Origin of the sequence: Streptomyces durmitorensis, assembly GCF_023498005.1 — a bacterium.
Lineage (GTDB): Bacteria > Actinomycetota > Actinomycetes > Streptomycetales > Streptomycetaceae > Streptomyces > Streptomyces durmitorensis.
On record NZ_CP097289.1, the window covers coordinates 3,715,959 to 3,739,505 of the forward strand.

Annotated in this window: 20 protein-coding genes; 12 read left to right on the forward strand and 8 right to left on the reverse strand. The window is 69.8% G+C overall.

The annotated features are described in order from the left end of the window. Positions 1-5 precede the first annotated feature (5 nt). Genes narH through hemG form a run of 5 tightly spaced genes read left to right on the forward strand, consistent with a single transcriptional unit; the run spans position 6 to position 5,557 of the window. Positions 6-1,553, forward strand: a complete 1,548-nt coding sequence (narH, locus tag M4V62_RS16465; RefSeq protein WP_249588019.1) for a nitrate reductase subunit beta — start codon at positions 6-8, stop codon at positions 1,551-1,553. Next, positions 1,550-2,263, forward strand: a complete 714-nt coding sequence (gene narJ, locus M4V62_RS16470; RefSeq protein WP_249588020.1) for a nitrate reductase molybdenum cofactor assembly chaperone — start codon at positions 1,550-1,552, stop codon at positions 2,261-2,263. Before narH ends, narJ begins: the two co-directional genes overlap by 4 nt. After that, the gene (gene narI, locus M4V62_RS16475) at positions 2,260-2,988 is read left to right on the forward strand and encodes a respiratory nitrate reductase subunit gamma (RefSeq protein WP_249588021.1); all 729 of its coding nucleotides are present in this window, start codon (positions 2,260-2,262) and stop codon (positions 2,986-2,988) included. Before narJ ends, narI begins: the two co-directional genes overlap by 4 nt. Further along, complete coding sequence (locus M4V62_RS16480; protein ID WP_249588022.1) at positions 2,985-4,154, forward strand: TIGR04053 family radical SAM/SPASM domain-containing protein; 1,170 nt, start codon at positions 2,985-2,987, stop codon at positions 4,152-4,154. The genes narI and M4V62_RS16480 overlap by 4 nt, the downstream gene beginning before the upstream one ends. Beyond that, the gene (gene hemG / locus M4V62_RS16485; protein ID WP_344646321.1) at positions 4,142-5,557 is read left to right on the forward strand and encodes a protoporphyrinogen oxidase; all 1,416 of its coding nucleotides are present in this window, start codon (positions 4,142-4,144) and stop codon (positions 5,555-5,557) included. The genes M4V62_RS16480 and hemG overlap by 13 nt, the downstream gene beginning before the upstream one ends. A gap of 68 nt (positions 5,558-5,625) precedes the next feature. Here the strand turns inward: hemG and M4V62_RS16490 are convergent, their stop codons facing one another. Then, a complete protein-coding gene (locus tag M4V62_RS16490) occupies positions 5,626-8,646 on the reverse strand; it encodes a CARDB domain-containing protein (RefSeq protein WP_249588023.1) in 3,021 nt (1,006 codons plus the stop codon). A gap of 428 nt (positions 8,647-9,074) precedes the next feature. Further along, positions 9,075-10,163: a redox-regulated ATPase YchF gene (gene ychF, locus M4V62_RS16495; RefSeq protein WP_249588024.1), complete on the reverse strand. Its 1,089-nt coding sequence runs from the start codon at positions 10,161-10,163 to the stop codon at positions 9,075-9,077. A gap of 197 nt (positions 10,164-10,360) precedes the next feature. On the opposite strand from ychF, the gene M4V62_RS16500 reads away from it, so the two are divergent. Further along, a complete protein-coding gene (locus M4V62_RS16500) occupies positions 10,361-10,987 on the forward strand; it encodes a DUF6542 domain-containing protein (RefSeq protein ID WP_249588025.1) in 627 nt (208 codons plus the stop codon). Between the two features lie 118 nt (positions 10,988-11,105). Here the strand turns inward: M4V62_RS16500 and ppgK are convergent, their stop codons facing one another. Beyond that, positions 11,106-11,852: a polyphosphate--glucose phosphotransferase gene (gene ppgK, locus M4V62_RS16505; RefSeq protein WP_249588026.1), complete on the reverse strand. Its 747-nt coding sequence runs from the start codon at positions 11,850-11,852 to the stop codon at positions 11,106-11,108. Positions 11,853-11,887: 35 nt separating this feature from the next. Then, the gene (locus tag M4V62_RS16510) at positions 11,888-12,871 is read right to left on the reverse strand and encodes a 4-hydroxy-3-methylbut-2-enyl diphosphate reductase (RefSeq protein ID WP_249588027.1); all 984 of its coding nucleotides are present in this window, start codon (positions 12,869-12,871) and stop codon (positions 11,888-11,890) included. A gap of 84 nt (positions 12,872-12,955) precedes the next feature. Between M4V62_RS16510 and M4V62_RS16515 the strand changes: the two genes are divergently transcribed. From M4V62_RS16515 to M4V62_RS16530, 4 genes are all read left to right on the forward strand, one after another. Then, positions 12,956-14,347: an APC family permease gene (locus M4V62_RS16515; protein WP_249588028.1), complete on the forward strand. Its 1,392-nt coding sequence runs from the start codon at positions 12,956-12,958 to the stop codon at positions 14,345-14,347. Between the two features lie 267 nt (positions 14,348-14,614). After that, entirely contained in the window at positions 14,615-15,823 is a 1,209-nt protein-coding gene (gene xseA / locus M4V62_RS16520; protein ID WP_249588029.1) for an exodeoxyribonuclease VII large subunit, read from the forward strand. 10 nt (positions 15,824-15,833) lie between these two features. Further along, entirely contained in the window at positions 15,834-16,112 is a 279-nt protein-coding gene (locus M4V62_RS16525) for an exodeoxyribonuclease VII small subunit (RefSeq protein WP_249588030.1), read from the forward strand. A gap of 172 nt (positions 16,113-16,284) precedes the next feature. Next, positions 16,285-16,875 (forward strand): malonic semialdehyde reductase, encoded by a 591-nt coding sequence (locus tag M4V62_RS16530; RefSeq protein WP_249588031.1) that lies wholly within the window; start codon positions 16,285-16,287, stop codon positions 16,873-16,875. Between the two features lie 81 nt (positions 16,876-16,956). Here the strand turns inward: M4V62_RS16530 and M4V62_RS16535 are convergent, their stop codons facing one another. Then, complete coding sequence (locus M4V62_RS16535; RefSeq protein ID WP_249588032.1) at positions 16,957-17,475, reverse strand: DUF4245 domain-containing protein; 519 nt, start codon at positions 17,473-17,475, stop codon at positions 16,957-16,959. Between the two features lie 215 nt (positions 17,476-17,690). Here M4V62_RS16535 and glpX point away from each other — a divergent pair, with 215 nt between their 5' ends. Next, the gene (gene glpX, locus M4V62_RS16540; RefSeq protein ID WP_249588033.1) at positions 17,691-18,722 is read left to right on the forward strand and encodes a class II fructose-bisphosphatase; all 1,032 of its coding nucleotides are present in this window, start codon (positions 17,691-17,693) and stop codon (positions 18,720-18,722) included. Between the two features lie 107 nt (positions 18,723-18,829). Here glpX and M4V62_RS16545 read toward each other — a convergent pair whose 3' ends face one another. Continuing rightward, entirely contained in the window at positions 18,830-19,210 is a 381-nt protein-coding gene (locus tag M4V62_RS16545) for a WhiB family transcriptional regulator (protein ID WP_160506948.1), read from the reverse strand. A 137-nt stretch (positions 19,211-19,347) separates the two neighbouring features. Further along, positions 19,348-20,028: a DUF1707 SHOCT-like domain-containing protein gene (locus M4V62_RS16550; protein WP_249588034.1), complete on the reverse strand. Its 681-nt coding sequence runs from the start codon at positions 20,026-20,028 to the stop codon at positions 19,348-19,350. Between the two features lie 159 nt (positions 20,029-20,187). On the opposite strand from M4V62_RS16550, the gene M4V62_RS16555 reads away from it, so the two are divergent. Continuing rightward, positions 20,188-21,855 (forward strand): fumarate hydratase, encoded by a 1,668-nt coding sequence (locus M4V62_RS16555; RefSeq protein ID WP_249588035.1) that lies wholly within the window; start codon positions 20,188-20,190, stop codon positions 21,853-21,855. 68 nt (positions 21,856-21,923) lie between these two features. Here M4V62_RS16555 and M4V62_RS16560 read toward each other — a convergent pair whose 3' ends face one another. Beyond that, positions 21,924-23,465: a ricin-type beta-trefoil lectin domain protein gene (locus M4V62_RS16560; protein WP_249588036.1), complete on the reverse strand. Its 1,542-nt coding sequence runs from the start codon at positions 23,463-23,465 to the stop codon at positions 21,924-21,926. Positions 23,466-23,547 lie beyond the last annotated feature (82 nt).

Consider the following 23,547-nt stretch of genomic DNA (forward strand, 5'->3'; position numbering starts at 1 on the left):
GCGTCATGGCACAGGTCGCCATGGTCATGAACCTCGACAAGTGCATCGGCTGTCACACCTGTTCGGTCACGTGCAAGCAGACGTGGACCAACCGGCAGGGCACCGAGTACGTCTGGTTCAACAACGTCGAGACCCTCCCCGGGCAGGGCTACCCCCGCCGCTGGGAGGACCAGGAGAAGTGGAAGGGCGGCTGGGAGCGCACCCGCTCCGGCAAGCTGCGGCTGCGCTCCGGCTCGCGCGCCAAGCGCCTGGGCAACCTCTTCGCCAACCCGGACCTGCCGGGGCTCGACGACTACTACCAGCCGTGGAGTTACGAGTACAAGAACCTCACCGAGGCCCCGGCGGGCGACGACCTGCCTACCGCCCGGCCCGTCTCGCAGGTCACCGGCGCCCCCATGGAGAAGATCGAATGGGGTCCGAACTGGGACGACAACCTGGGCGGCGCGCCCGAGCACGGGCCGCGCGACCCGATCGTGGAGAAGATCCGCGACGAGGTGGGCGAGAAGATCCGCTTCGAGTTCGAGCAGTCCTTCATGTTCTACCTGCCGCGCATCTGCGAGCACTGCCTCAACCCCGCGTGCGTGTCCGCGTGCCCCTCCGGCGCGATGTACAAGCGGTCCGAGGACGGCATCGTCCTGGTCGACCAGGACACCTGCCGTGGCTGGCGGATGTGCGTGAGCGGCTGCCCGTACAAGAAGGTCTACTTCAACCACGCCACCGGCAAGGCCGAGAAGTGCACCTTCTGCTTCCCGCGCGTCGAGGTCGGCATGCCCACGGTCTGCTCCGAAACCTGCGTGGGCCGTATGCGCTACCTCGGCGTCATGCTCTACGACGCGGACAAGGTCGCCGATGCGGCTTCCGTGGAGGACGAACACGACCTCTACCCAAGCCAGTTGGAGTGCTTCCTCGACCCGCACGACCCTGCCGTGCAGGCCGCCGCGCGCGCCTCCGGCATCACCGACGAGTGGCTCGCGGCGGCCCGGCGCTCCCCCGTGTACGACCTCATCGCCACCTACCAGGTCGCGCTGCCGCTGCATCCGGAGTACCGCACGATGCCGATGGTCTGGTACGTGCCGCCGCTCTCCCCCGTGGTCGAGGCCGTCGCCGCGTCCGGGCACGACGGCGAGGACGCGGGCAACCTCTTCGGGGCGATCGACGCGATGCGCATCCCCGTCGAGTACCTGGCGCAGATCCTGACCGCCGGTGACACGGGCGTCGTCGACGCCGTGCTGCACCGGATGGCCGCCATGCGTGCCTACATGCGGCGGATCAACCTCGGCGACGAGCCCGACGAGAGCATCGCCCAAGCGGTCGGACTGACGGGTGTCGAGATGCGGGACATGTTCCGGCTGCTGGCCGTCGCCAAGCTGGAGGACCGCTTCGTCGTGCCGAGCGCGGCGCGGGCGGATGCGGACGCGCTTGCGGAGGCGCATCCGCTGGACGGCGCGTCTGATCCGGCCCAGGCGGCCTGCCCGGTCGCGGGGCTCCCCGACGGCGCCGGGTCACCGGCGCGCGTGCTGCTCAACCTCGGGGCCACGCGGAGGAGCGCATGAGCATCCGCATGAGTACGTCAGCCGCGCCGGTCGCCGCCGCGCCGGTCGCCGCCGACGACGTCACGCGGCTGATCGTCGGCCGTTGCCTGGAGTACCCCGAGACCCGGCTGTACGCGGATCTGCCCGCCCTCCGCGCGGCGCTCGTCGAGGCGTCGCCCGAGGCCGCCGCGCTCCTCGCCGGGTTCCTCGACCACGTCGCCGACACCGAGCCGCTCGACCTGTGCGCGCACTACACGGCGACCTTCGACACCCGTAATCGCCGCTGCCTCTACCTCACGTGGTGGGCGGACGGGGACACCCGCAGGCGCGGCATGTCCCTCGTACGCGTCAAACAGATCTACCGCGAGCACGGCCTGCGGTACGCCGACGAGGAACTGCCCGACTTCCTTCCCGTCGTCCTCGACTTCGCCGTCCGCCGCCCGGACGCGGGCACCGACCTCCTTGAGGAGCACCGGGTCGGACTTGAGCTGCTGCGGCTCGCGGTCGCGGCGGCGGACACCCCCTACGCGGCGGTCCTCGAAGCGCTCTGCACCACGCTGCCCGGCCCTTCCCCGCAGACCAGGGAGGAGGCCAAGGCGATGGCGCGCAAGGGGCCGCCGCAAGAACTCGTCGGCATCGACACCGCGTTGGAGCCGTTCGGGGCACGCATCGACCTGCCCTGGCCCGCTCGTCCTGTCGTCAAAGGAACCTCCGAAAGGCCCTCGGCATGACCGATCTGCTCCTGTGGGGCGTGCTGCCCTACGTCTCGATCGCGCTGCTGATCTCGGGCACCGTCTGGCGCGCCCGCTACGACCGGTTCGGCAGGACCAGCCACTCCTCCCAGCTGCACGAGTCGCGGCTGCTGCGGATCGGCTCGCCGCTGTTCCACTTCGGGATGCTGTTCGTCGTACTCGGCCATGTGGTGGGCCTGTTGATCCCGCAGAGCTGGACCGACGCGGTCGGCGTCAGCGACCACACGTACCACCTGGTGGCGGTCGGGACCGGCGCCGTCGCGGGCGCCGCGGCCGTCATCGGGATCGGGGTGCTCATCCACCGCCGCCTGACGGTGCCCGCCGTGCGCCGGGCCACCCTGCGCAGCGACCATCTGATGTACACCTTCCTGCTCGGCGCGATCGTCCTCGGACTCCTCGCCACGATCCTCAACTCCACCGGCGCGACGGACGGTTACAACTATCGCGAGGGCATCTCCCCTTGGTTCCGCTCGCTGTTCACCCTCTCTCCCGACTACACGCTGATGACGGGCGCGCCCCTCGCCTTCAAGCTGCACATCCTGTTCGGCTTCACCCTGTTCGCGCTCATCCCGTACTCGCGTCTCGTGCACATGTTCAGCGCGCCGGTGCGGTACGTCTTCCGGCCCTTCGTCGTCTACCGCGGCCGGGATCCCGAGCGGCTCACTCCGCGCCCGGAGCGGCGGGGCTGGGAGCGGGTCCGATGAAGGTGGTGCGTAGGCCGCGGCACGCCGTCGCCGACCGCCCGTTCCTGGTCATCTGGGAGGCGACGCGGGCCTGCCCGCTGGCCTGTCTGCACTGCCGGGCCGAGGCCGACACCCGGCGCAGTCCGCACGAGTTGGACGAGGCGCAGGCCCGCGCCCTGATGGACCAGATCGCCTCCTTCGGCCGCCCCCACCCGCTGTTCGTCATCACCGGGGGCGACCCCTTCCAGCGCCCGGACCTTGCCGAACTCATCGCGTACGGAGCGGACTTGGGCCTGCGGGTCGCGGTGTCGCCGTCCGGCACGCCCACCCTCACCCGGGAGAACCTGACGGCGGTGCGCGACGCGGGCGCCGTCGCCCTCTCACTCAGCGTGGACGCGTCCACCGCCGCACGCCACGACGCCTTCCGGGGCGTCGACGGGGTCTTCGACCTCACGCTGCGGGGCTGGCGGACCGCCCGCGAGCTCGGCCTGAAGGTGCAGATCAACACCACGGTCTCGCGGCACAGCCTCGACGACCTGGCCGACATCGCGGCCCTCGTCCGCCGGGAGGGGGCCATGCTGTGGTCCGGTTTCCTCCTCGTGCCCACCGGGCGCGGCGCCGACCTCGCCTCGCTCACCGCCGCGGAGACCGAGGACGTACTGCACTTCCTCTACGACTGCGGGGCGTTCCTGGCCACCAAGACCACCGAGGGCCATCACTTCCGGCGCGTCGTGCTCCAGCGGACCGCCCTCGCCGAGAGCGGTGGGGTCCCCCGTACGGGAGACCTGCACGCCCGTCTCACGGCGCGTGCCGCCGCGCTCGGCCTCTTCGACGGCGAGCGGCGTGCGGTCCGGCGTCCGCCCATGGACGTCTCGTCGGGGCGCGGCTTCGTCTTCGTCTCCCACACGGGCGAGGTCACGCCGAGCGGCTTCCTGCCGCTGTCGGCGGGCAACACCAAGCACCGCCCGCTGACCGACATCTACCGCGTGTCCCCGCTCTTCACGGAGTTGCGCGACCCGGAGCGGCTGCGCGGCAAGTGCGGCCGGTGCGATTACCGGTCGCTGTGCGGGGGTTCGCGCTCGCGGGCGTACGCCGTCACCGGCGACCACCTGGCCGAGGACCCGTGGTGCGCGTATGAGCCGCCTGCCCGTCCTCCCGTCCCCGAGGAGTCCCCGTGCGCTCAGTGATCGTCATCGGCGGAGGCATCAGCGGACTCGCCGCGGCCTGGGAACTGCGCGGCAAGGCCGAGGTCACCGTCCTGGAGGCCGGCGACCGCGTGGGCGGCAAGCTGCGCACGGGCTCCCTGGCCGGGACGCCCGTCGACGAGGGTGCGGAGTCCGTCATGGCGCTGCGCCCCGAGGCCGTACGGCTCGCGGAGGAGGTCGGCCTCGGGGACAGCCTGTGCGACCCGGCGCCCGCCCCCGTCACCTTCTGGACCCGGGACGCCCTGCGCCCGCTGCCCGCGGGTCACGTCATGGGCATCCCCGCGGACCCTGCCGCTCTCAACGGCACCGGTCTGCTGTCCGCGGAAGGGCTCGCCAGGCTCGCCCAGGAGGAGGCGATCCCCGCGAGCCCCGCTCTCACGGACGGAGGGGACATCAGCATCGCCGGTTACCTCGTTCCCAGGATCGGCCAGGAGGCGGTGGACCGCCTCGTGGAACCGCTCCTCGGCGGGATCTACGCGGGCCGCACCGACCAGCTCTCCCTGCGCTCGGCCATGCCGTTCCTCGCTCCCGTCGCCGCCTCTGGCGACTCCTTGCTCGCCACCTTGCGCCGCCGCAGGGACAGCCAGGGGGCGGCGTCGAGCCAGGGCCCGCGGCCGAGCGTGGTCCGCGGGATCGTCGGAGGCACCGGCCGGCTGCCCCGCGCGGTGGCCGCCGCGAGCGGCGCGCGTGTCCTCACCCACAGCACCGCCCTCGCCCTGGAACGCACCCCGGGGAACTGCACCCCGGGGAACCGCTGGCGGGTGCACGCGGCGACCGGCCACGGCCCGGCGACGCTGGACGCCGACGCGCTGATCGTCGCGCTGCCCGCGCCCGCCGCTGCCACGCTCCTCGGCCCGCACTCCCCGGCCGCGCGGGCCGAGCTCGACACGGTCCGGTACGCCGGATCGGCCGTGCTCACCATGGCGTTCACGCGCACGCGGCCCGGCCCCGCGCCGGACCTCAACGGATTCCTCGTACCCCCGGTGGACGGCCGCACGATCAAGGCGGCGACCGTCCTCTCCCACAAGTGGGCCTGGCAGCGTGACGAGGCGCCTTCGAGACTGATCCTGCGCGCTTCGGTGGGACGGGTGGGCGAAGAGCACCTGCTCGACCTCGACGACCGCCACCTGACTGCGCTCGCTACAGCTGAACTGACGGCCGCGATAGGCCCGTTGGGCTCCCTGCTGGCCTCGAAGGTCACCCGATGGCCGCAGGGGCTTCCGCAGTACGAGGTGGGCCACGCCGACCGCGTGGCCGCCGTCCGCGAGGCGATCGGCAAGCTGCCCGGCGTCGAACTGTGCGGGGCGCTCTACGAGGGAGTGGGAGTCGCGGCCTGCGTCGCGACGGGGCGGGCGGCGGCGGAGCGGGTGCTGGCGAATGGGTGAGCCGCGAGCACCCGGTGAGCCGCCCGTACCCGCCGAGCGGGTACGGGCGGCCTGCGGGATGAGGCCGCCTACCGGTGGGTGAACGCCCGGGTGGCGGACTTCTTGGCACCCCCTCCGTTGATCACGAACTGCGACCCGGGCTCGATCAGGATGTTCCCGTCGCGCGAGTCGCTGATCGTCACGTCCGTGAGCGTCGCACTGCCGCGCGCGCCGCCCATGGCGAGGATGCCGGAGCCGTTGTTGGACTTGGAGATCGTCACGTCGGAGATCTTCACGTCCGGCATGGCACCGCCACCCGTCTTGAACTGGATGCCGTCGTACGTCGAGTCATGGATGTCGGTGTCGCGGATCGTGACCCCGGGGATGGACGGACCCTGTGCGAACAGCGTGATGGCGCCGAACTCCTGATCCTCGTTCCAGAACGCGCCGCCGGTGCGGTAGAGCCCGTTGTTCGCGATCAGCGTCTGCCCGGTGAAGGGGATCGGGTCGTGGTCGGTCGCGAGCATGATGCCGGGGTAGTTCATGGTGTCGTACACGAGATTGTTCTCGATCTTGTTGCCGTAACCGCCGTACACAGCAATGCCGTTGGCGCGCCAGGGCAGCTGCACGGTGTTGTTGCGGAAGGCGTTGTCGTGGCCGACGTCCACCGACGTGTCCTTGACGTACTTGCTGGCCCACACGGCGAGCGCGTCGTCGCCGGTGTTGCGGAAGGAGGAGTTGAAGACGGTGGAATTCCGCGTGCCGTTGGTGAAGTTGACGCCGTCCGCGTACGTGTTGCGGATGCGCATCCCGTTGAATTCGAGCCCGTCGCCGGGGCCCCACAGCTCCGGGATGTTGCTGTAGTCGCGGCCGACCCAGGCACCCACATTGGCGTGCTCGATCCACACGTCATTGATCTTCGTGTTCTTGCCGAATCGCCCGTTCAGACCCACACCCCCCTCCGCGTTGCCGTCGCCGCCGCGGATCGCGCCCGAGCCGAAGATGGCGATGCCGGAGATCTTGGTGTTGTCGTCGATGTCGAAGCCGAAGTTGCCCTCGTGCGGATGGTTGATGCCGCCCGCCTCGTGCGGCGGGGTCAGCGTGTAGAGCTGGGAGTGCCACATGCCGGCGCCGCGGATCGTGACGTCACGGATGCCCACCTGGTTGAACTGCCCGCGGTTCAGCGGGTCGTCGGTGAGGATCTTCTGCTCCTGGCGCCACTGTCCCGCCGGGATCCACACGCACGCGATGTCGCCGTTCTGGTCGGCGGTCACGGCCCGCTGGATCGCGGCCGTGTCATCGATGCCGTCGTTCGGTACGGCTCCGTACGTGGCGATCGATGTGCACTCGGCGGGCTTGCTCGCCGCGGGTGCCACCTGCTCCAGGTCGATCAGGTCGACGATGTAGAACGCGGCGTCGTCACCGGCGTCGCGCTGCAGCTTGAACTTGGTGCCCTGCGGATACGTCTGCGTGAGCAGCGCGTGCGACTCGTCGAAGAGCCGCCGGGCGTCGCCGCCCGGGGTGTTGGTCAGGCCCTCGGGCTGGTCGGTGTTGCCGTACAGCCAGCTGTGCTTGGAGGAGAGGTTCAGCTTCTGCACGAACTTGCCGTCCGCGTAGAGACTGAGGGTCTTGTCCTGGCCGCCGCCGCCCGGCGCGTCGGGGATGGAGTTGCGTACGACGATGGAGTTGGCGGCGCTGGTGGAGCTGAACTCCACATACTGACCAGTCGAGTTGAGCCGAACGGACTTCCGCCCCGAGGACTCGGTGGCGTAATTGGTGTGCCCGAAGGTGCGCACGGCGTCGGCTTCGAGCAAGGTGCCTTCGTACTTGGCGTCCTCCGCCTCGTACTCGACGTACGGCACGGCGGCCCCGCGCCCGACCACGATGGAGCGCGCGAAGACGTTGTTGTTCTCGTTGGTCTCGGTGACCGTGTTCGTGGCGTCGGCGGTGGCGGTGAGCGTGGCGCCGCCGCTGGCAGCGGTCCAGTCGCCGCCGATGGCGACCGTGGCCGTCTCACCGGCGGCGATGGCCGGAGTGGTGCCGTTGAGGGTGGCGCCGCCCACGGTCAGCCGGGTCACGGACCCGGCGCTCACGCCGGTGGTGCCGCGGTTGTGGACCTTGGCGGTGAAGGTGACCTTCGCGCCCACGGCGGGGTTCGCCGGGTTCGATGTGATGCCGGTGACCTCAAGGTCGGGCCCAGGACTCTGACGGACGGTCAACTTATCTGTGGCAGTACGGCTGTTGTTGTCATCATCCTGCTCGTCGATGGTGTCGCTGGGGTCGACGACCGCGGAGACGGTGTAACTCCCTTGCGCCCGCTTGCCAATGCCGACCTTGACGGTGGCGGACTCGCCGGCGCCAAGCGCGGGCACGGGGGCGGTGCCCGCGACCGTGCCGCCGAGGCTGACGTTCACGGTGGTGGCGCCGGAGGCGGCACTGCCACTGTTGCGCACAGTGGCGTTGACGCCGATCTCATCACTCTCGGAGGGATTGGCGGGATCCCAGGTGAGGTTCGAGACGGTCAGATCGGGATTGGGCGCGGGGGTCCCCATCACCTGGAACTCAGCGGCCTGGGCCCCGTATCCGGAGCTGTTGCTGAAGACCTTCAACTGGACGTCGGCGTACCGCCCCGTGACGGGGATGGTAACGGAGTTCCGTTCACCCCCGGAGGGATTGAAGACGTAATCAGCGCGCGCCTTGAGCGACTTGAAGCTGCCGGCGGCCTGCTCACGCCCGAGCACCTCGATGCTCTGCGTACGGGTCGACCAGGCCGCATCGGGATTGAGCTTGACGACGACGGACGCGAGATCGGCGTTGGCACCGAGCTTCACGGTGAGCGTGGACGGGTGACCGCTCGACTCCCAGTAGGTGCTGGTGCTGTTGTCGTTGGCGTTCGGGGCGAAGTAGTTCTGCGTCGACGAGGACGCCTCGATGGGCTTGTTGAGGGCGAGGTTCACGGGTTCGGCGGCGGGTTTGGCGACGGGCTCGGGCTTGGCCGCGGGCCGCGCGGCGGCCGATCCGACACCGACGGGCACAAGCCCGAGGGCTATCAGACCAGCACTGAGCGCGCCGGTGATCAGCCGCCGCCGACTGCGTTGCTTCCATCTCATGGCGTCCTCTGTTCCACGGGGGGGCGGTGCCGTGACACGCCTAGCCGACGCGTCACGGGGAGGAGCGGGGCATCATGCGGAATTTGCTGAGTACAGTCGATTTCTTGCATCAACCGCAGCACAGATTTACCGCACACCCCAGGAATGTCAACGCTTAGCGCACACCACTCAACTCGACCCTCTACCAAGGCAGTTCAGCCCTCACGCCCACCACCGAAGCAACTGAGCTGCCCAGCAGGGCGGCACGCCTCAGCAACAGGCCCCTGCACAGCTGCCCACCCCCGCAAATTTATTGCTCGATTTGATCGAGATCTTGCGAGAGAGCCGACTGACCGCAGGCACACAGAAGGGGTCGGACTCCACCGGAGCCCGACCCCTCATGACCGCCGCGCGCCCGGTGGATCACCGGGCGCGCGGCAGTGGAACGACTACACGTTGAAGCGGAACTCCACCACATCCCCGTCCTGCATCACATACTCCTTGCCCTCCATGCGCGCCTTGCCCGCCGCCCGCGCGTCGGCGACCGAGCCCGTTTCGACCAGGTCCGCGAAGGAGATCACCTCGGCCTTGATGAAGCCCTTCTGGAAGTCGGTGTGGATCACACCGGCCGCCTCGGGGGCCGTCGCGCCCTGGGGGATCGTCCAGGCGCGGGATTCCTTGGGGCCGGCCGTCAGGTACGTCTGGAGGCCGAGCGTGCGGAAGCCGACGTGGGCCAGGGTGGCCAGGCCGGGCTCTTCCTGGCCCACCGACTGGAGCAGTTCGAGAGCCTCGTCCTCCTCCAGCTCCACGAGCTCCGACTCCAGCTTGGCGTTGAGGAAGATCGCCTCGGCGGGGGCGACCAGGGCGCTCTGGGCGGCCTTGAAGTCGTCGTCCGTCAGCTCGTCCTCGTCCACGTTGAAGACGTAGAGGAAGGGCTTGGTCGTGAGGAGGTGGAGGTCGTGGAGGAGCTCCTCCTTGCCGGAGCCCTGGACGATGCCCGCCGAGAAGAGCGTGTCGCCCTTCTCCAGGATCGCCTGGGCCTCCTCCACCGCCTTCACCTTCGGGGCGATGTCCTTCTTGATCCGCGACTCCTTCTGGAGGCGCGGCAGGACCTTCTCGATCGTTTGGAGGTCCGCCAGGATCAGCTCCGTGTTGATCGTCTCGATGTCGTCCTTGGGCGAGACCTTGCCGTCCACGTGCACGACGTTCTCGTCCTTGAAGGCACGGATGACCTGGCAGATCGCGTCCGACTCGCGGATGTTCGCGAGGAACTTGTTGCCCAGGCCCTCGCCCTCGCTCGCGCCGCGCACGATGCCCGCGATGTCGACGAAGTCGACCGTCGCCGGGAGGATCTTCTGGGAGCTGAAGATTTCCGCCAACTTCGTGAGGCGGGGGTCCGGGACGCCTACCACGCCGACGTTCGGCTCGATCGTCGCGAACGGGTAGTTGGCCGCAAGGACGTCGTTCTTGGTCAGGGCGTTGAACAGGGTCGACTTGCCGACATTGGGCAGACCGACGATTCCGATCGTGAGCGACACGTTGCGACTTCCCGTACGTGGAGGCTGTGGGTGGACGGCCCGGAGGGCCGGAGCGACCGTAGGGCGATCCCCCAGTCTACGGCGTGCGTGCCCCGCCCTCGTCGGCGTACCGCTCTCGTATCGAACGCATGGCCAAGGTCGGCCAAAGGGCGTGTCCCAGGCAGGATTATCGGTATGGCTCGACCTAGGTTGGTCCGGTGGAGCAACACAGGACGCGTCCCCCTCAGCCTCCGGCCCGACCGCGACGCACCGCGCCCCTGCCCCCGCAGGGCAGGCCCGCCGATTCGGCGGCGGTCTACCGCGCCGCGTCCCGTCCCCGCCGCCCTCTCCCGCCCTTCGTCCGCAAGCTGCGCGCGCTGCCGCTCTACCGCACGCTGCGCGGCATGCCGAACCCGCGGCTCACCGGGCTCGGCAGCGGGCTCTTCTGTTCCGCGACGATGTTCCTGCTGGCCTGTCTGCTGTGGCTGCTCTTCGGCAGTTCGGTCGTCGCGTACGGCGTGCTCTTCGTGCCCGTGTGCGCGCTGACCGCGTTCTGGGTGCGGCCCGCCGACCTGGTGACCGCGCCGGTGGCCGTGCCGATCGCCTTCGCCGTCGGCCTCCTGCCGATCTCCGGGGGCAACGGAGGCTTCGGCGGGCACTTCATGGGGCTCATCACGTCGCTCGCGCTGCATGCGGGCTGGTTGTACGGCGGGACGCTCGTCGCCGGGCTGATCGTGACCGGGCGCCGGATCAAGCTCATGGGGCAGCGGCGGCGGGCGCGGCAGGCCGCCGTCGCCGCCGCCGGGCCGCGGGGAGCCAAGCAGCGGCGCGTTCCCACCGCCTGAGGCAAGTCAGGTGCGTCAGGTGCGTCAGGTGCGTCGGGTGCGTCGGGTGCGTCAGGCACGTCAGGCACGTCAGGCACGTCAGGCACCTCGCGCGCTCTCGCGCTCTCGCGGGGAGCGCCTACGCCTTGCCCGCCGCCGCCATCGCCGCGCCCACGATCCCCGCGTTGTTCTGCAGCTCCGCGGGGACAAGATCGGCCTTGATGCCCTTGATCAGCGGCAGGAACTTGTGGGACTTGCGGCTCACGCCGCCGCCGATGATGAAGAGCTCGGGCGAGAAGAGCATCTCCACGTGCGCCAGATACTTCTGGACGCGGTGCGCCCAGTGCTCCCAGGTGAGGTCCTCGTCCTCCTTGGCCTTGGACGATGCGCGCTTCTCCGCGTCGTGTCCGTGCAGCTCCAGGTGGCCGAGCTCCGTGTTCGGGACGAGGCGGCCGCCGGTGAAGAGGGCGCTGCCGATGCCGGTGCCCAGGGTGAGCAGGATGACCGTGCCCTTGCGGTCGCGTCCCGCGCCGAAGTGCATCTCGGCCACCCCCGCCGCGTCCGCGTCGTTCAGGACGGTGACGGGGGCGCCGCCGCCGAGGCGGTCCGCGACCAGGCTCTGGATGTCCGTGCCGATCCAGCTCTTGTCCACGTTGGCCGCCGTGCGCGCCGTGCCGTCGGTGATCACACCGGGGAACGTGGCGCCGACCGGGCCCGTCCAGCCGAAGTGCTCGACGACCTCGCGCACCTTGTCGGCCACGCCGTCGGGCGTGGCCGGATGCGGGGTGAGCACCTTGTGCCGCTCTTGTGCCAGGTCTCCGCGGTCCAGGTCAACGGGAGCGCCCTTGATCCCTGATCCGCCGATGTCCACACCGAAGATCTGCATGAGACCGACGATACGGCCAGCGCCTGGCCTCCGCGTTACTTCTGTGACAGCTCCGCGGCCTCCGCGCGCAGGTCGCGGCGGAGCTCCTTCGGCAGCGAGAAGGTGATCGACTCGTCGGCCGTCTTCACCGTCTCCACGTCGCCGTAGCCCCGCTCGGCCAGCCACTCGATGACGCCGTCCACCAGGATGTCGGGGACGGACGCGCCCGAGGTGAGGCCCACCGTGGTCACGCCTTCCAGCCACGCCTCGTCGATCTCGTCGGCACCGTCCACCAGGTGCGAGGCGGGGGCGCCCGCGTCGAGGGCGACCTCGACCATGCGGATCGAGTTCGAGGAGTTCTTGGAGCCGACGACGATGACGAGCTCGGCGTCCTCCGCCAGCTTCTTCACCGCGATCTGGCGGTTCTGCGTGGCGTAGCAGATGTCGTCGCTCGGCGGGGAGATGAGGTTCGGGAACTTCCCCTTGAGGGCGTCGACCGTCTCCATGGTCTCGTCGACCGAGAGCGTGGTCTGGGAGAGCCAGACGACCCTGTCCGGGTCACGGACCTCTACGTTCGCGACGTCCTCGGGACCGTCGACCAGGGTGATGTGGTCAGGCGCCTCACCGGACGTACCGATGACCTCCTCGTGGCCCTCGTGGCCGATCAGGAGGATGTCGAAGTCGTCCTTGGCGAAGCGGACGGCTTCCTTGTGGACCTTCGTGACCAGGGGGCACGTCGCGTCGATCGTCGCCAGTTTCCGCTCGGCGGCCTCCGCGTGGACCGTGGGCGCCACTCCGTGCGCGGAGAACATCACGATGGAGCCCTCGGGAACCTCGGCCGTCTGGTCGACGAAGATGGCTCCCTTCTTCTCCAGGGTCTGCACCACGTACTTGTTGTGGACGATCTCGTGGCGGACATAGATCGGGGCCCCGTACTGCTCAAGGGCCTTCTCGACGGCGATCACGGCACGGTCCACACCCGCGCAATAGCCGCGGGGGGCGGCGAGCAGGACTCGGCGGGCAGGAGTCGAAGCAGTCATGCCCCCATCGTAAGGCCGAGCCCAGCGCGTCAAAGATCGGCTTCTTGGGGAGACTGGAGGCCTGCGTTCACTTACGGAGGCTCGATGTCCGGTTACTCCGGCAACTCAGACACGACGGCCGGTGCCCATCCCGGCACAGCGGCCGAAGGCGATGGGCTGCGGCGATCACTCGGCTTCCGTGATCTTGTCGTCTACGGATTGCTGTTCATCGCCCCCATGGCGCCGGTCGGGGTCTTCGGAACGCTCGACGCCAAGTCGCACGGCGCCGTGGCGCTCGTCTACATCATCGCCACGATCGCGATGGCGTTCACCGCGTTCAGCTACGCCCAGATGGTGCGGGTGGTCCCCCAGGCGGGCTCGGTCTTCGCCTACGCGCGCGTGGGGCTCGGCAACGGCCCCGGGTTCATCGCCGGGTGGATGGCGATGCTCGACTATCTCCTCATCCCGGCCGTCGCCTACCTCTTCTCCGGGATCGCGATGGAGGCCCTGGTGCCCTCCGTGTCCCGGTGGGTGTGGACGGCGATCGCGGTCCTGGTGACGACCGCGCTGAACCTGTGGGGGGTGCGGGCGGCGGCACGGGTCGGGTTCCTGGTGCTCGCGATGGAGATCGTGGTTCTGCTGGTCTTCATGGTCTCGGCGATCGTCGTCCTGGTGCAGGACGGGGCGCAGCGTGACTGGCTCTCGCCGCTGAGCGGGGACGGCACGCAGGGGGCGTTCGCGCTGGGGGCCGTCGTGGGCGCGGTGTCGGTGGCGGTGCTCTCGTATCTGGGCTTCGACGCGATCGCCTCGTTCGCGGAGGAGGTGACGGGGGGCTCGGCGAAGGTGGCGCGGGCGGTGCTGTTCTGTCTGGCGCTGGCCGGTGTGCTGTTCATCGCCCAGACGTATCTGATCGCGCTTCTCGAGCCGGTGTCGTCCGCCCAGCTCGCCGCCGAGCCGGTCAAGCAGGGGTCCGCTTTCTACGATGCGGTCGACTCGGCGGTCGGGGACTGGCTCCACGACCTGGTGGCCGTCAGCAAGGCGATCGGTGCGGCGTTCGCCGCGCTTGCGGGGCAGGCCGCGGCGGGGCGGCTGCTGTACGCCATGGCTCGTGACCGGCGGCTGCCGGGGGCTCTGTCGAAGACCGATTCCGGGACGCCTCGCGTGGCGCTGCTGTGTGCGGCCGTGATCACGATGGTCGCGGCGGTGTGGGCGGCTCGGCGGGACGACGGGATGGATCACCTGGTCTCGGTGGTGAATGTCGGTGCGTTGACGGCGTTCGTGTTGCTCCACGCGAGCGTGGTGGGGTGGTTCGTCGTTCAGCGGCGAGGGGGTGCGGTCAGCTGGTGGCGGCACTTGCTCGTCCCCTTGCTGGGGGCTGCGATCACTGTTGCCGTGATCGTTGAGGCTGCGGGGTCCGCGCAGGTGGTGGGTGCGATCTGGCTTGCCGTGGGGCTTGTTGTGCTCTTCGGCCAGCGGGCTCGGCGTGGGGAGTCCTAGGCCGCCGCTTCGCGGCGGATGTCTCCCGCCCGCCCACCCGTGACCCCGCATCAGGCCCTCGGCGTAGGAGCGATGACGGAACAGGCGGGGCGGACGAGCGCGACCAGTGCGGGACGGCCCACTGACCGATGCGGGGAGCAGGCCGCTGGCCGATGCCGGGGGGAGGGGGAGGGGGGAAGCAGTCCGCTGGCCGGTCGTGGGGCAGTCCGGCGCCCCGCGCCTCAGCGGGAACCCTGCCCTGTCAGACCCTGCCGATACGCTCGGCGCATGGCTTTGAACACGTCTGCGGATGCCCCGCTGCCCGTCGGCGAGGTGTCGCGGCTCATCGGTGGGTGGATCGACCGGCTCGGTGCCGTGTGGGTCGAGGGGCAGATCACCCAGCTGTCCCGCAGGCCCGGCGCCGGTGTCGTCTTCATGACGTTGCGCGATCCCTCGCACGACATCTCCGTCAGCGTCACCTGCTACCGCCAGGTGTTCGACGCCGTCGCGGACGTCGTCTCCGAGGGCGCCCGGGTCGTCGTCCACGCCAAGCCCGAGTGGTATGCGCCCCGGGGGCAGCTGTCCCTGCGGGCCGTCGAGATAAAGCCCGTCGGCGTGGGCGAACTGCTCGCGCGGATCGAGCAGTTGAAGAAGAGCCTCGCCGGGGAGGGGCTCTTCGCCGCCGACCGGAAGAAGGCGCTGCCCTTCCTGCCGCAGCTCATCGGGCTCGTCACCGGCCGCGCGTCCGCCGCCGAGCGGGACGTCCTGGAGAACGCCCGGCACCGCTGGCCCGCCGTCCGCTTCGAGGTGCGCAACGTCCCCGTCCAGGGCGTGCACGCCGTGCCGCAGGTCGTGCAGGCCGTGAAGGAGCTCGACGCCCTCGACGCCGTGGACGTGATCATCGTGGCGCGGGGCGGCGGCAGCGTGGAGGATCTGCTGCCGTTCTCGGACGAACAGCTCGTGCGCGCCGTCGCCTCCTGCCGTACGCCCGTGGTCTCCGCGATCGGGCACGAGCCGGACAACCCCCTCCTCGATTACGTGGCCGACCTGCGCGCCTCCACCCCGACCGACGCCGCCAAGAAGGTCGTGCCGGACGTCGGAGAGGAGTACGAGCGCGTGCGGTGGCTGCGGGACCGGGCCCGGCGCTGCATGGACGCCTTCCTCGACCGCGAGGACCGCGGCCTGGCGCACGCGCTCGCCCGCCCCTCCATGGAGAATCCGCACCGCATGATCGAGGAGCGCGAGGAGCAGGTCTCGGCGCTCGTCGACCGCAGCCGCCGCACGCTCGGGCACCTCCTGGACCGCGCCGAGTCGGAGCTGACGCACACCCACGCACGCGTGGTGGGCCTCTCCCCCGCCGCGACGCTCCAGCGGGGGTACGCGGTACTGCAGAAGGAGGACGGTGCCGTGGTGCGGGCCCCCGATGAGGTCACCTCGGGCGAGCAGTTGCGGGCCCGGGTCGCCGAGGGCGAGTTCACTGTACGAACCGACATTTAGGGTGGGGCACATGACCAGCAAGACGGACGAGGCCACGGGCCCGGCGGACGCACTCGGCTACGAGCAGGCGCGGGACGAGCTCATCGAGGTCGTACGCCGCCTGGAGACGGGCGGCACCACCCTCGAGGAGTCGCTCGCCCTGTGGGAGCGCGGCGAGGAGCTGGCCAAGGTGTGCCGCCGCTGGCTGGACGGCGCCCGCGCCCGCCTGGACGCGGCCCTGGCGGGGCCGGACGGGGACAGCGACGAGAACGCGGACGCTAACGGGAACGGGAACGGCGACGACGCCTGAGGTCGGGGCCCGGTAAGGCCTCACCCCACCCCGGTGCCTTGTGAAGCGGATCACCAAGCGGCCGATTTGGTTGAAACTTAAACCGCAACGCCGTACGGTCGATATCGCAAGCTGATCCATGCACGCACCACGCACACACACGCACGCACGCACGCACCCAGAAGGTTGATCCATGTCTCTCGTCCTTGACCCCGCCGCACAGGACCTGCTCTTCCGCGAGGCCCGCACCGCGAACTCCTTCACCGACGAGCCGGTCACCGACGAGCAGGTGCAGGCGATCTACGACCTGGTCAAGTTCGGCCCGACCGCCTTCAACCTGTCGTCGCTGCGCATCACGCTGGTCCGCTCCCCCGAGGCCCGCGAGCGCCTGGTCCAGCACATGGCGGAGGGCAACCAGCCGAAGACGGCGTCCGCCCCGCTCGTCGCGATCCTCTCCGCGGACAACGAGTTCCACGAGGAGCTGCCGGCGCTGTTCCCGCACTTCCCGCAGGCCAAGGACGTCTTCTTCTCGGAGCGCCCCGCCCGCGAAGGCGCCGCGCACCTCAACGCCGCGCTGCAGGCCGCCTACTTCATCATCGGCGTGCGCGCCGCCGGCCTGGCCGCAGGCCCGATGACCGGCTTCGACGCCGCCGGCGTCCAGAAGGAGTTCCTGGACGGCGACCACACCCCGCTGATGGTCGTCAACATCGGCAAGCCCGCCGAGAACGCCTGGTTCCCGCGCTCCCCGCGCCTTGAGCTCGACCAGGTCATCGAGACCGTCTGAGACCGGTAACGGCAGACGGACGAGCAGTACGCGTGAGGGCCCCGGCGACAGCGCCGGGGCCCTCACGCGTGTCCAGAACCGTCAGGACGTCTTCAGCGCCTGCGCCATCTCCGTCAGCTGCCCGAACGACGCCGTGCCCGCGACCACCGTCGTCGCGCCCTTGTCCTCGCGCACGAGGGCGTCGTACGTCTGCCCCTTGTAGCGGTGCCACGTCTGGCCGTCGATCTTCTCGGTGGCCTTCGTCCGCACGGCCCGCTGCGTGGCCTCCTCGATGAACTTGACCGGCTTCGCCGTGGACTGCTTGACCACCACGTACTCACCGGACGGGTCGAGGAACCCCAGGTGCCAGCTGTCGCCCTTGGTGCCGTCGAACCGCACCGACGTCGGCTTCCACGCCTTGGCCAGGCCCTCGGGAGCGGCCACCGGGTACGCCGCCGCCCGGCGCGCGGAGAGCAGCTCCACGCGGTAGTCGACGCGCTTGGCGGGGTTCTTGGAGTCGTCGTGCGGGATGAAGATGTACATCGCGCCGGCGACGAGGGCGATCACCGCCATCGACCACAGCATGTTCCGTACGGTCTGCTTGCCTTGTCTTCCTGCCACGCCCCCATGTTCTCAGGCCACGGACGCGGCTCTTCCCCCGGTGGCCCCCTAGTGCCCGATCCGCTCATGCGTGGGGCCCTCTGCTCATTTTGTCGGCCTACGGATAGAGTCGAGACACACCCTCATCCGGCCGCCCTCCCGTCTCCCACCCCCGCCCTTCCAAGGACGCCCTACGGGCGCGCCACTTTTTTGTATCAGCAGAAAGGTGCTCTCCGATGACCGAGCATCATCTCCCTTCCGAGCTCGAAGTCTCTCCCGAGGCTCCCGACCGCAACCTCGCCCTGGAGCTCGTCCGGGTCACCGAGGCCGCCGCCATGGCCGCGGGCCGCTGGGTCGGCCGCGGCGACAAGATCGGCGCCGACGGCGCCGCCGTCAGGGCCATGCGGACCCTCGTCTCCACCGTCTCGATGAACGGCATCGTCGTCATCGGTGAGGGCGAGAAGGACGAGGCCCCGATGCTCTTCAACGGGGAGCGCATCGGCGACAGCACCGGCGCCGAGGTCGACATCGCCGTCGACCCGATCGACGGCACGACCCTCTGCGCGAAGGGGATGCCGAACGCCATCGCCGTGCTCGCCGCCGCCGACCGCGGTGCCATGTTCGACCCGTCCGCGGTCTTCTACATGGACAAGCTGGTCACGGGCCCCGAGGCCGCGGACTACGTGGACATCAACGCCCCCGCCTCCGTGAACATCCGCCGGGTCGCCAAGGCCAAGGGCCGTTCGCCCGAGGACGTCACGGTCATGATCCTCGACCGCCCCCGCCACGAGGGCATCGTCAAGGAGATCCGCGAGACCGGCGCGCGCATCAAGTTCATCTCGGACGGCGACGTCGCGGGGTCGATCATGGCCGTGCGCGAAGGCACCGGCGTCGACATGCTCATGGGCATCGGCGGCACCCCGGAAGGCATCATCTCGGCCTGCGCGATCAAGTGCCTGGGCGGCGTGATCCAGGGCAAGCTGTGGCCGAAGGACGACGCGGAGCGCCAGCGCGCGCTGGACGCGGGGCACGACCTGGACCGCACGCTCTCGACGACCGACCTGGTCCGCGGGGACAACGTCTTCTTCGTCGCGACCGGCATCACGGACGGCGAACTGCTCCAGGGCGTGCGCTACGCCGCGGAGACGGCCTCGACCTCGTCCCTGGTCATGCGCTCCAAGTCGGGCACGATCCGCAAGATCGACTCGGACCACCGGCTCGCGAAGCTGCGCGCCTACAGCGCCATCGACTTCGACCGCGCGAAGTAGGGCCGAAGTAGGACCGAGCAGCACCAAGTAGGCTCAGGAGAGCGCTAGTTGCGCACACCGGAGGGGGCGCCCCGTGCGGGGGACGCCCCCTTCGGCGTACGAAAAAGCTATCCGGCGGCGGCGATCGGCCCGGCGGTCGTGTGCGCGGCCTTCTTGAGCTCCACCTCGCGCCGGCGCCGCCTGGCGAGCACCACGCGGCGCTCCGCGGCCGTGAGGCCGCCCCAGACGCCGTACGGCTCGGGCTGGAGCAGGGCGTGCTCCCTGCACTCGACCATCACGGGACAGCCGCCGCAGACGCGCTTCGCGGCCTCCTCCCGCGACAGGCGTGAAGCGGTCGGTTCCTTGGACGGGGCGAAGAAGAGCCCGGCTTCGTCTCGGCGGCACACCGCCTCGGTGTGCCATGGGGAGTCCTGGTTCCGATCGCGCACTGGTTCCCGCTGGGCCGGAACGGCGGCGACCTGCAGGGACTGATGCGACGGCTGCAGCACGGGTCTACTCCTGACGACGGCTTCGCGAGCGAGAGACGATGCAGCAAGCTCTACCCGCTGTGCATGCGCCTATGCACTGAGTTCCGATGTACGAAAGTTCGCGCCGTCAGTGGCCGGATCAGTTCCCCGGTGGCCGGTCAGTGGCCGAGATGCTTGCGCAGGTGCTTGTGCAGGTCACGGACGAGCTTGCCGCGCTTGGGCTTCGCCTCGATGTTGCCGAGGATCGCGAAGCCGTCGACGAAGACGACCGGGGCGTCCCGCTCGGCCGAATCGAGCGTCTCCACCTCGAAGTTGCCGAGCACGCCCGTGCCGTTGCCCCGCAGCGAGATGTTCTCCGGAACGCGGACCTCGACGTTGCCGAAGACGGAGACCGCCTTGATGACGACCTGCCGCTGCTCGAAGATCGCCTCGCTGAGGTCGATCTCCACGTTGCCGAAGATCGCGTACACATGCGTGCGGCGGCCCACGCGCCAGCGGCCCTTGCGGACCGAGCTGCTGAAGACCGCGACCAGGTTCTCGTCGGCGACCGGGGGCACCACGCCGTCCGACGGCCGGGAGGGGGCGGGCTCGGGCGCCACCGCCGCGTACGCCGCGCCGCCCGCCGCGGGCAAGTCGCTGACCAGCGGCTCCAGTTCACCCATGGTCTTGGCGCGGTAGACCCCGTCGATCCGCTCGCCGTGCTCCTCGGCGGTCAGCCGGCCCTCGGCGAGCGCCTCGCGCAGGATGTCCGCGATGCGGTCCCGGTCGGCGTCCGACGCGCGCAGGCCGGCGGGCCGCGGTTCCGGGTGGGTCTGCTGGGGGCGCTTCTCTAGGTCCACACCGCTCAGCGTACCCAAACGCGATAGATCGCGACTACCCCTGGGGCCGCCCTACTGAGCCTTACCTCACAGGCTTGGCCGTCCTGTGGCGTTCTACGCTGGTTGGCGCGTCGCCAATGGAGGCCGCGCGCGCCGTCTGCCGAGTGAGGAATGGCCGTAATGCCAGATTTTGAGTACTCCGATCTGCTCCCGCTGGGAGAGGACACCACGCCGTACCGACTGGTGACCTCCGAGGGTGTCTCCACTTTCGAGGCCGACGGGCGGACGTTCCTCAAGGTCGATCCCCAGGCGCTGCGCACCCTCGCCGCCGAGGCGATCCACGACATCCAGCACTATCTGCGGCCCGCGCACCTGGCCCAGCTGCGGCGCATCGTCGACGACCCGGAGGCATCGGGCAACGACAAGTTCGTGGCGCTCGACCTCCTGAAGAACGCGAACATCGCGGCAGCCGGCGTGCTCCCCATGTGCCAGGACACCGGCACGGCCATCGTCATGGGCAAGCGCGGACAGAACGTCCTCACCGAAGGTGAGGACGAGAAGGCGCTCTCGCACGGCATCTACGACGCGTACACGAAGCTGAACCTGCGCTACTCGCAGATGGCCCCGCTGAACATGTGGGAGGAGAAGAACACCGGCTCCAACCTCCCGGCCCAGATCGAGCTGTACGCGACCGACGGCGGCGCCTACAAGTTCCTCTTCATGGCCAAGGGCGGCGGCTCGGCCAACAAGTCGTTCCTCTACCAGGAGACGAAGGCCGTCCTGAACGAGGCCTCCATGATGAAGTTCCTGGAGGAGAAGATCCGCTCGCTGGGCACGGCCGCGTGCCCGCCGTACCACCTGGCGATCGTCGTCGGCGGCACCAGCGCCGAGTTCGCCCTGAAGACCGCGAAGTACGCCTCCGCGCACTACCTCGACGAGCTGCCCGCCGAGGGCTCCCCCACCGGGCACGGCTTCCGGGACAAGGAGCTTGAGGAGAAGGTCTTCGAGCTGACGCAGAAGATCGGCATCGGCGCGCAGTTCGGCGGCAAGTACTTCTGCCACGACGTGCGCGTGGTGCGCCTGCCGCGCCACGGCGCCTCGCTGCCCGTCGCGATCGCCGTCTCCTGCTCGGCCGACCGCCAGGCCACCGCGAAGATCACCGCAGAGGGCGTCTTCCTGGAGCAGCTGGAGACGGACCCGGCGCGCTTCCTGCCGGAGACCACCGACGAGCACCTCGATGAGGCCGCTGACGTCGTGAAGATCGACCTGAACCAGCCGATGGACGACATCCTCGCCGAGCTCACCAAGCACCCGGTGAAGACCCGCCTCTCCCTGACCGGCCCGCTGGTCGTGGCCCGCGACATCGCGCACGCCAAGATCAAGGAGCGCCTGGACGCGGGCGAGGAGATGCCGCAGTACCTGAAGGACCACCCGGTCTACTACGCGGGCCCCGCCAAGACCCCCGAGGGCTACGCCTCGGGCTCCTTCGGCCCGACGACCGCCGGCCGAATGGACTCCTACGTGGAGCAGTTCCAGGCGGCGGGCGGCTCCAAGGTGATGCTCGCCAAGGGCAACCGCTCCAAACAGGTCACCGACGCCTGCGACGCGCACGGCGGCTTCTACCTGGGCTCGATCGGTGGCCCGGCCGCGCGCCTCGCCCAGGACTGCATCAAGAAGGTCGAGGTCGTCGAGTACGAGGAGCTCGGCATGGAAGCCGTGTGGAAGATCGAGGTCGAGGACTTCCCCGCCTTCGTCGTGGTCGACGACAAGGGCAACGACTTCTTCCAGGCTCCGGCCCCGGAGCCGACGTTCACGTCCATCCCGGTCCGCGGACCCGGCCTGGCGTAACGCCGTCGCGTACGAAAGGGCCGCCCTCCGCACGGTGCGCAGGGCGGCCTTTCGCGCGTCCGGTGGGCCTACGCGAAGCGCTGGCCCGCCGACCCGTCGCACTTCTGGAGCTTCAACGGCTCCTTCGGCGACGCGAGTGCCAGGCAGAGCCCGGTGGCGGCGGCCGGGCGCAGGGTCCCCGCCTCACGGACGAACTTCTGGTTGGCGCCGCCGTGGCAGTTCCACAGCGTGAGCGCGGTGCCTTCCTTGGCGGTGCCCGGGACGTCCAGGCAGCGGTCCTGGGTCAGGCCGGTGTGCAGGCTCTGCCGACCGCCGACGCCGCCGTCGTACCACCAGGTCTGGTTGCGGTTGCCGGTGCAGTCCCAGCCCTGCACCTTGGTGCCGTTGCGGCTCTTCGAGGCGTCGACGTCCACGCACGTACCCGTGCCCTCGTTCTTGAGCGGCTTGTACGCGTCGTCCCATCCGCCCTGGTAGAGCTTGGGGCTGCCGGTGCTCGCCGGGTCTGCGCAACCGCCTTCGCTCCAGCCCGAGTTGTACAGCTGCGTCAGACAGGAGGCGAAGGCCGCGTGGCCGCGGGCGTTGGGGTGGAAGGACTGGCGGACGGAGTTGGAGTCCGGCGGGAACGGGTTGGTGAGGTCCACGTAGAGACCGCGCGCCCAGGTGTCCTCCATGCAGACCTCGTGGCCGTGGAAGAGGCGGGAGTTGTCGAGGTAGGTCGCGCCTGCCGCCTTGGCCGCCCTGCGCATGCCGGTCTCGAAGGTGGGCACCGCGTAGTTGCGGCCCCACTCGGTGTCGGAGTCGTAGCCGAGACCGCCGCAGGCCAGCTTGCCGGGGAACGTGGGGTTGTCCCGGAAGTCGGGGCCGATCGGGCTCGGGTAGCCCATGGCGACCAGCTTGTACTCGTCGCCCGCGTATCCCGCGTCCTTCATGACGGTCTTCAGGTCGCGGATGGACTGCTCGACCTTGGGCACGAGGGCGTCCACGCGCGCCTGCCAGCCGTCGTTGTACTTGCCCGCGCAGGCGCCCTGGCTGAGCAGGAAGCGCGTCACGCAGTCCGTCATCACCGGGGAGAACTGAAGGTCGTCGTTGGCGCCGATGACCAGCAGGATCGTCTTGATCCTGGTGTTGCGCGCCTTGATGGCGAGGTTGTCGCTCTGCACCAGCTCGTCGGCGTACTGCTTCTGGCCGCCGATCTTGATGTTGACCGTCTGCGCTCCCGAGCAGGCCACGTTGTACGTGACGTCCGCGGGGATGCCGGTGCGGTGGATCGCGGCGTCCGGGGAGCGGTGGCACCAGTTGTCGGGGCCGTTCGTGCCCGGTTCGTACGTTCCGACGCCCTCCCCCGAGATCTCGCTGTCGCCGAGCGAGATGAGACCGGTCTTCCGGTCGGCGAGCGGGCGCTCCGCCGGGTCGCCGTAGAGCTTGGTGGCCTCGTCCGCCCGGATCTTCTCCAGGTCGGCCGGCAGCGGCGTGGACGCCGGTGCCCTGTTCCCGTCCGCCGCGGCCTGGGCCGGCACGGCGGCTGCCGTGCCGAGCATCGCGGCCATGGCGACGGCCGCCGCGAACGTACATCGCAGCCGGCCCTGGTGGCCGCGTCTGATGCGCTTCATTGCGCCTCCCCGGTTTGGTGTTACCCACGGTTTTTACTGGTGAGTAAGAGCCTTGGGAATACCTAGAACAAGACAAGTGCTC

Coding starts and splice junctions, on each gene's coding strand:
- glpX (WP_249588033.1), top strand. CDS start 17,691: ATGACCGAGCATCATCTCCCTTCCGAGCTCGAAGTCTCTCCCGAGGCT.
- xseA (WP_249588029.1), top strand. CDS start 14,615: ATGGCTTTGAACACGTCTGCGGATGCCCCGCTGCCCGTCGGCGAGGTG.
- M4V62_RS16510 (WP_249588027.1), bottom strand. CDS start 12,871: ATGACTGCTTCGACTCCTGCCCGCCGAGTCCTGCTCGCCGCCCCCCGC.
- narH (WP_249588019.1), top strand. CDS start 6: ATGGCACAGGTCGCCATGGTCATGAACCTCGACAAGTGCATCGGCTGT.
- ppgK (WP_249588026.1), bottom strand. CDS start 11,852: ATGCAGATCTTCGGTGTGGACATCGGCGGATCAGGGATCAAGGGCGCT.
- M4V62_RS16530 (WP_249588031.1), top strand. CDS start 16,285: ATGTCTCTCGTCCTTGACCCCGCCGCACAGGACCTGCTCTTCCGCGAG.
- narI (WP_249588021.1), top strand. CDS start 2,260: ATGACCGATCTGCTCCTGTGGGGCGTGCTGCCCTACGTCTCGATCGCG.
- M4V62_RS16490 (WP_249588023.1), bottom strand. CDS start 8,646: ATGAGATGGAAGCAACGCAGTCGGCGGCGGCTGATCACCGGCGCGCTC.
- M4V62_RS16560 (WP_249588036.1), bottom strand. CDS start 23,465: ATGAAGCGCATCAGACGCGGCCACCAGGGCCGGCTGCGATGTACGTTC.
- M4V62_RS16515 (WP_249588028.1), top strand. CDS start 12,956: ATGTCCGGTTACTCCGGCAACTCAGACACGACGGCCGGTGCCCATCCC.
- narJ (WP_249588020.1), top strand. CDS start 1,550: ATGAGCATCCGCATGAGTACGTCAGCCGCGCCGGTCGCCGCCGCGCCG.
- M4V62_RS16480 (WP_249588022.1), top strand. CDS start 2,985: ATGAAGGTGGTGCGTAGGCCGCGGCACGCCGTCGCCGACCGCCCGTTC.
- M4V62_RS16555 (WP_249588035.1), top strand. CDS start 20,188: ATGCCAGATTTTGAGTACTCCGATCTGCTCCCGCTGGGAGAGGACACC.
- M4V62_RS16525 (WP_249588030.1), top strand. CDS start 15,834: ATGACCAGCAAGACGGACGAGGCCACGGGCCCGGCGGACGCACTCGGC.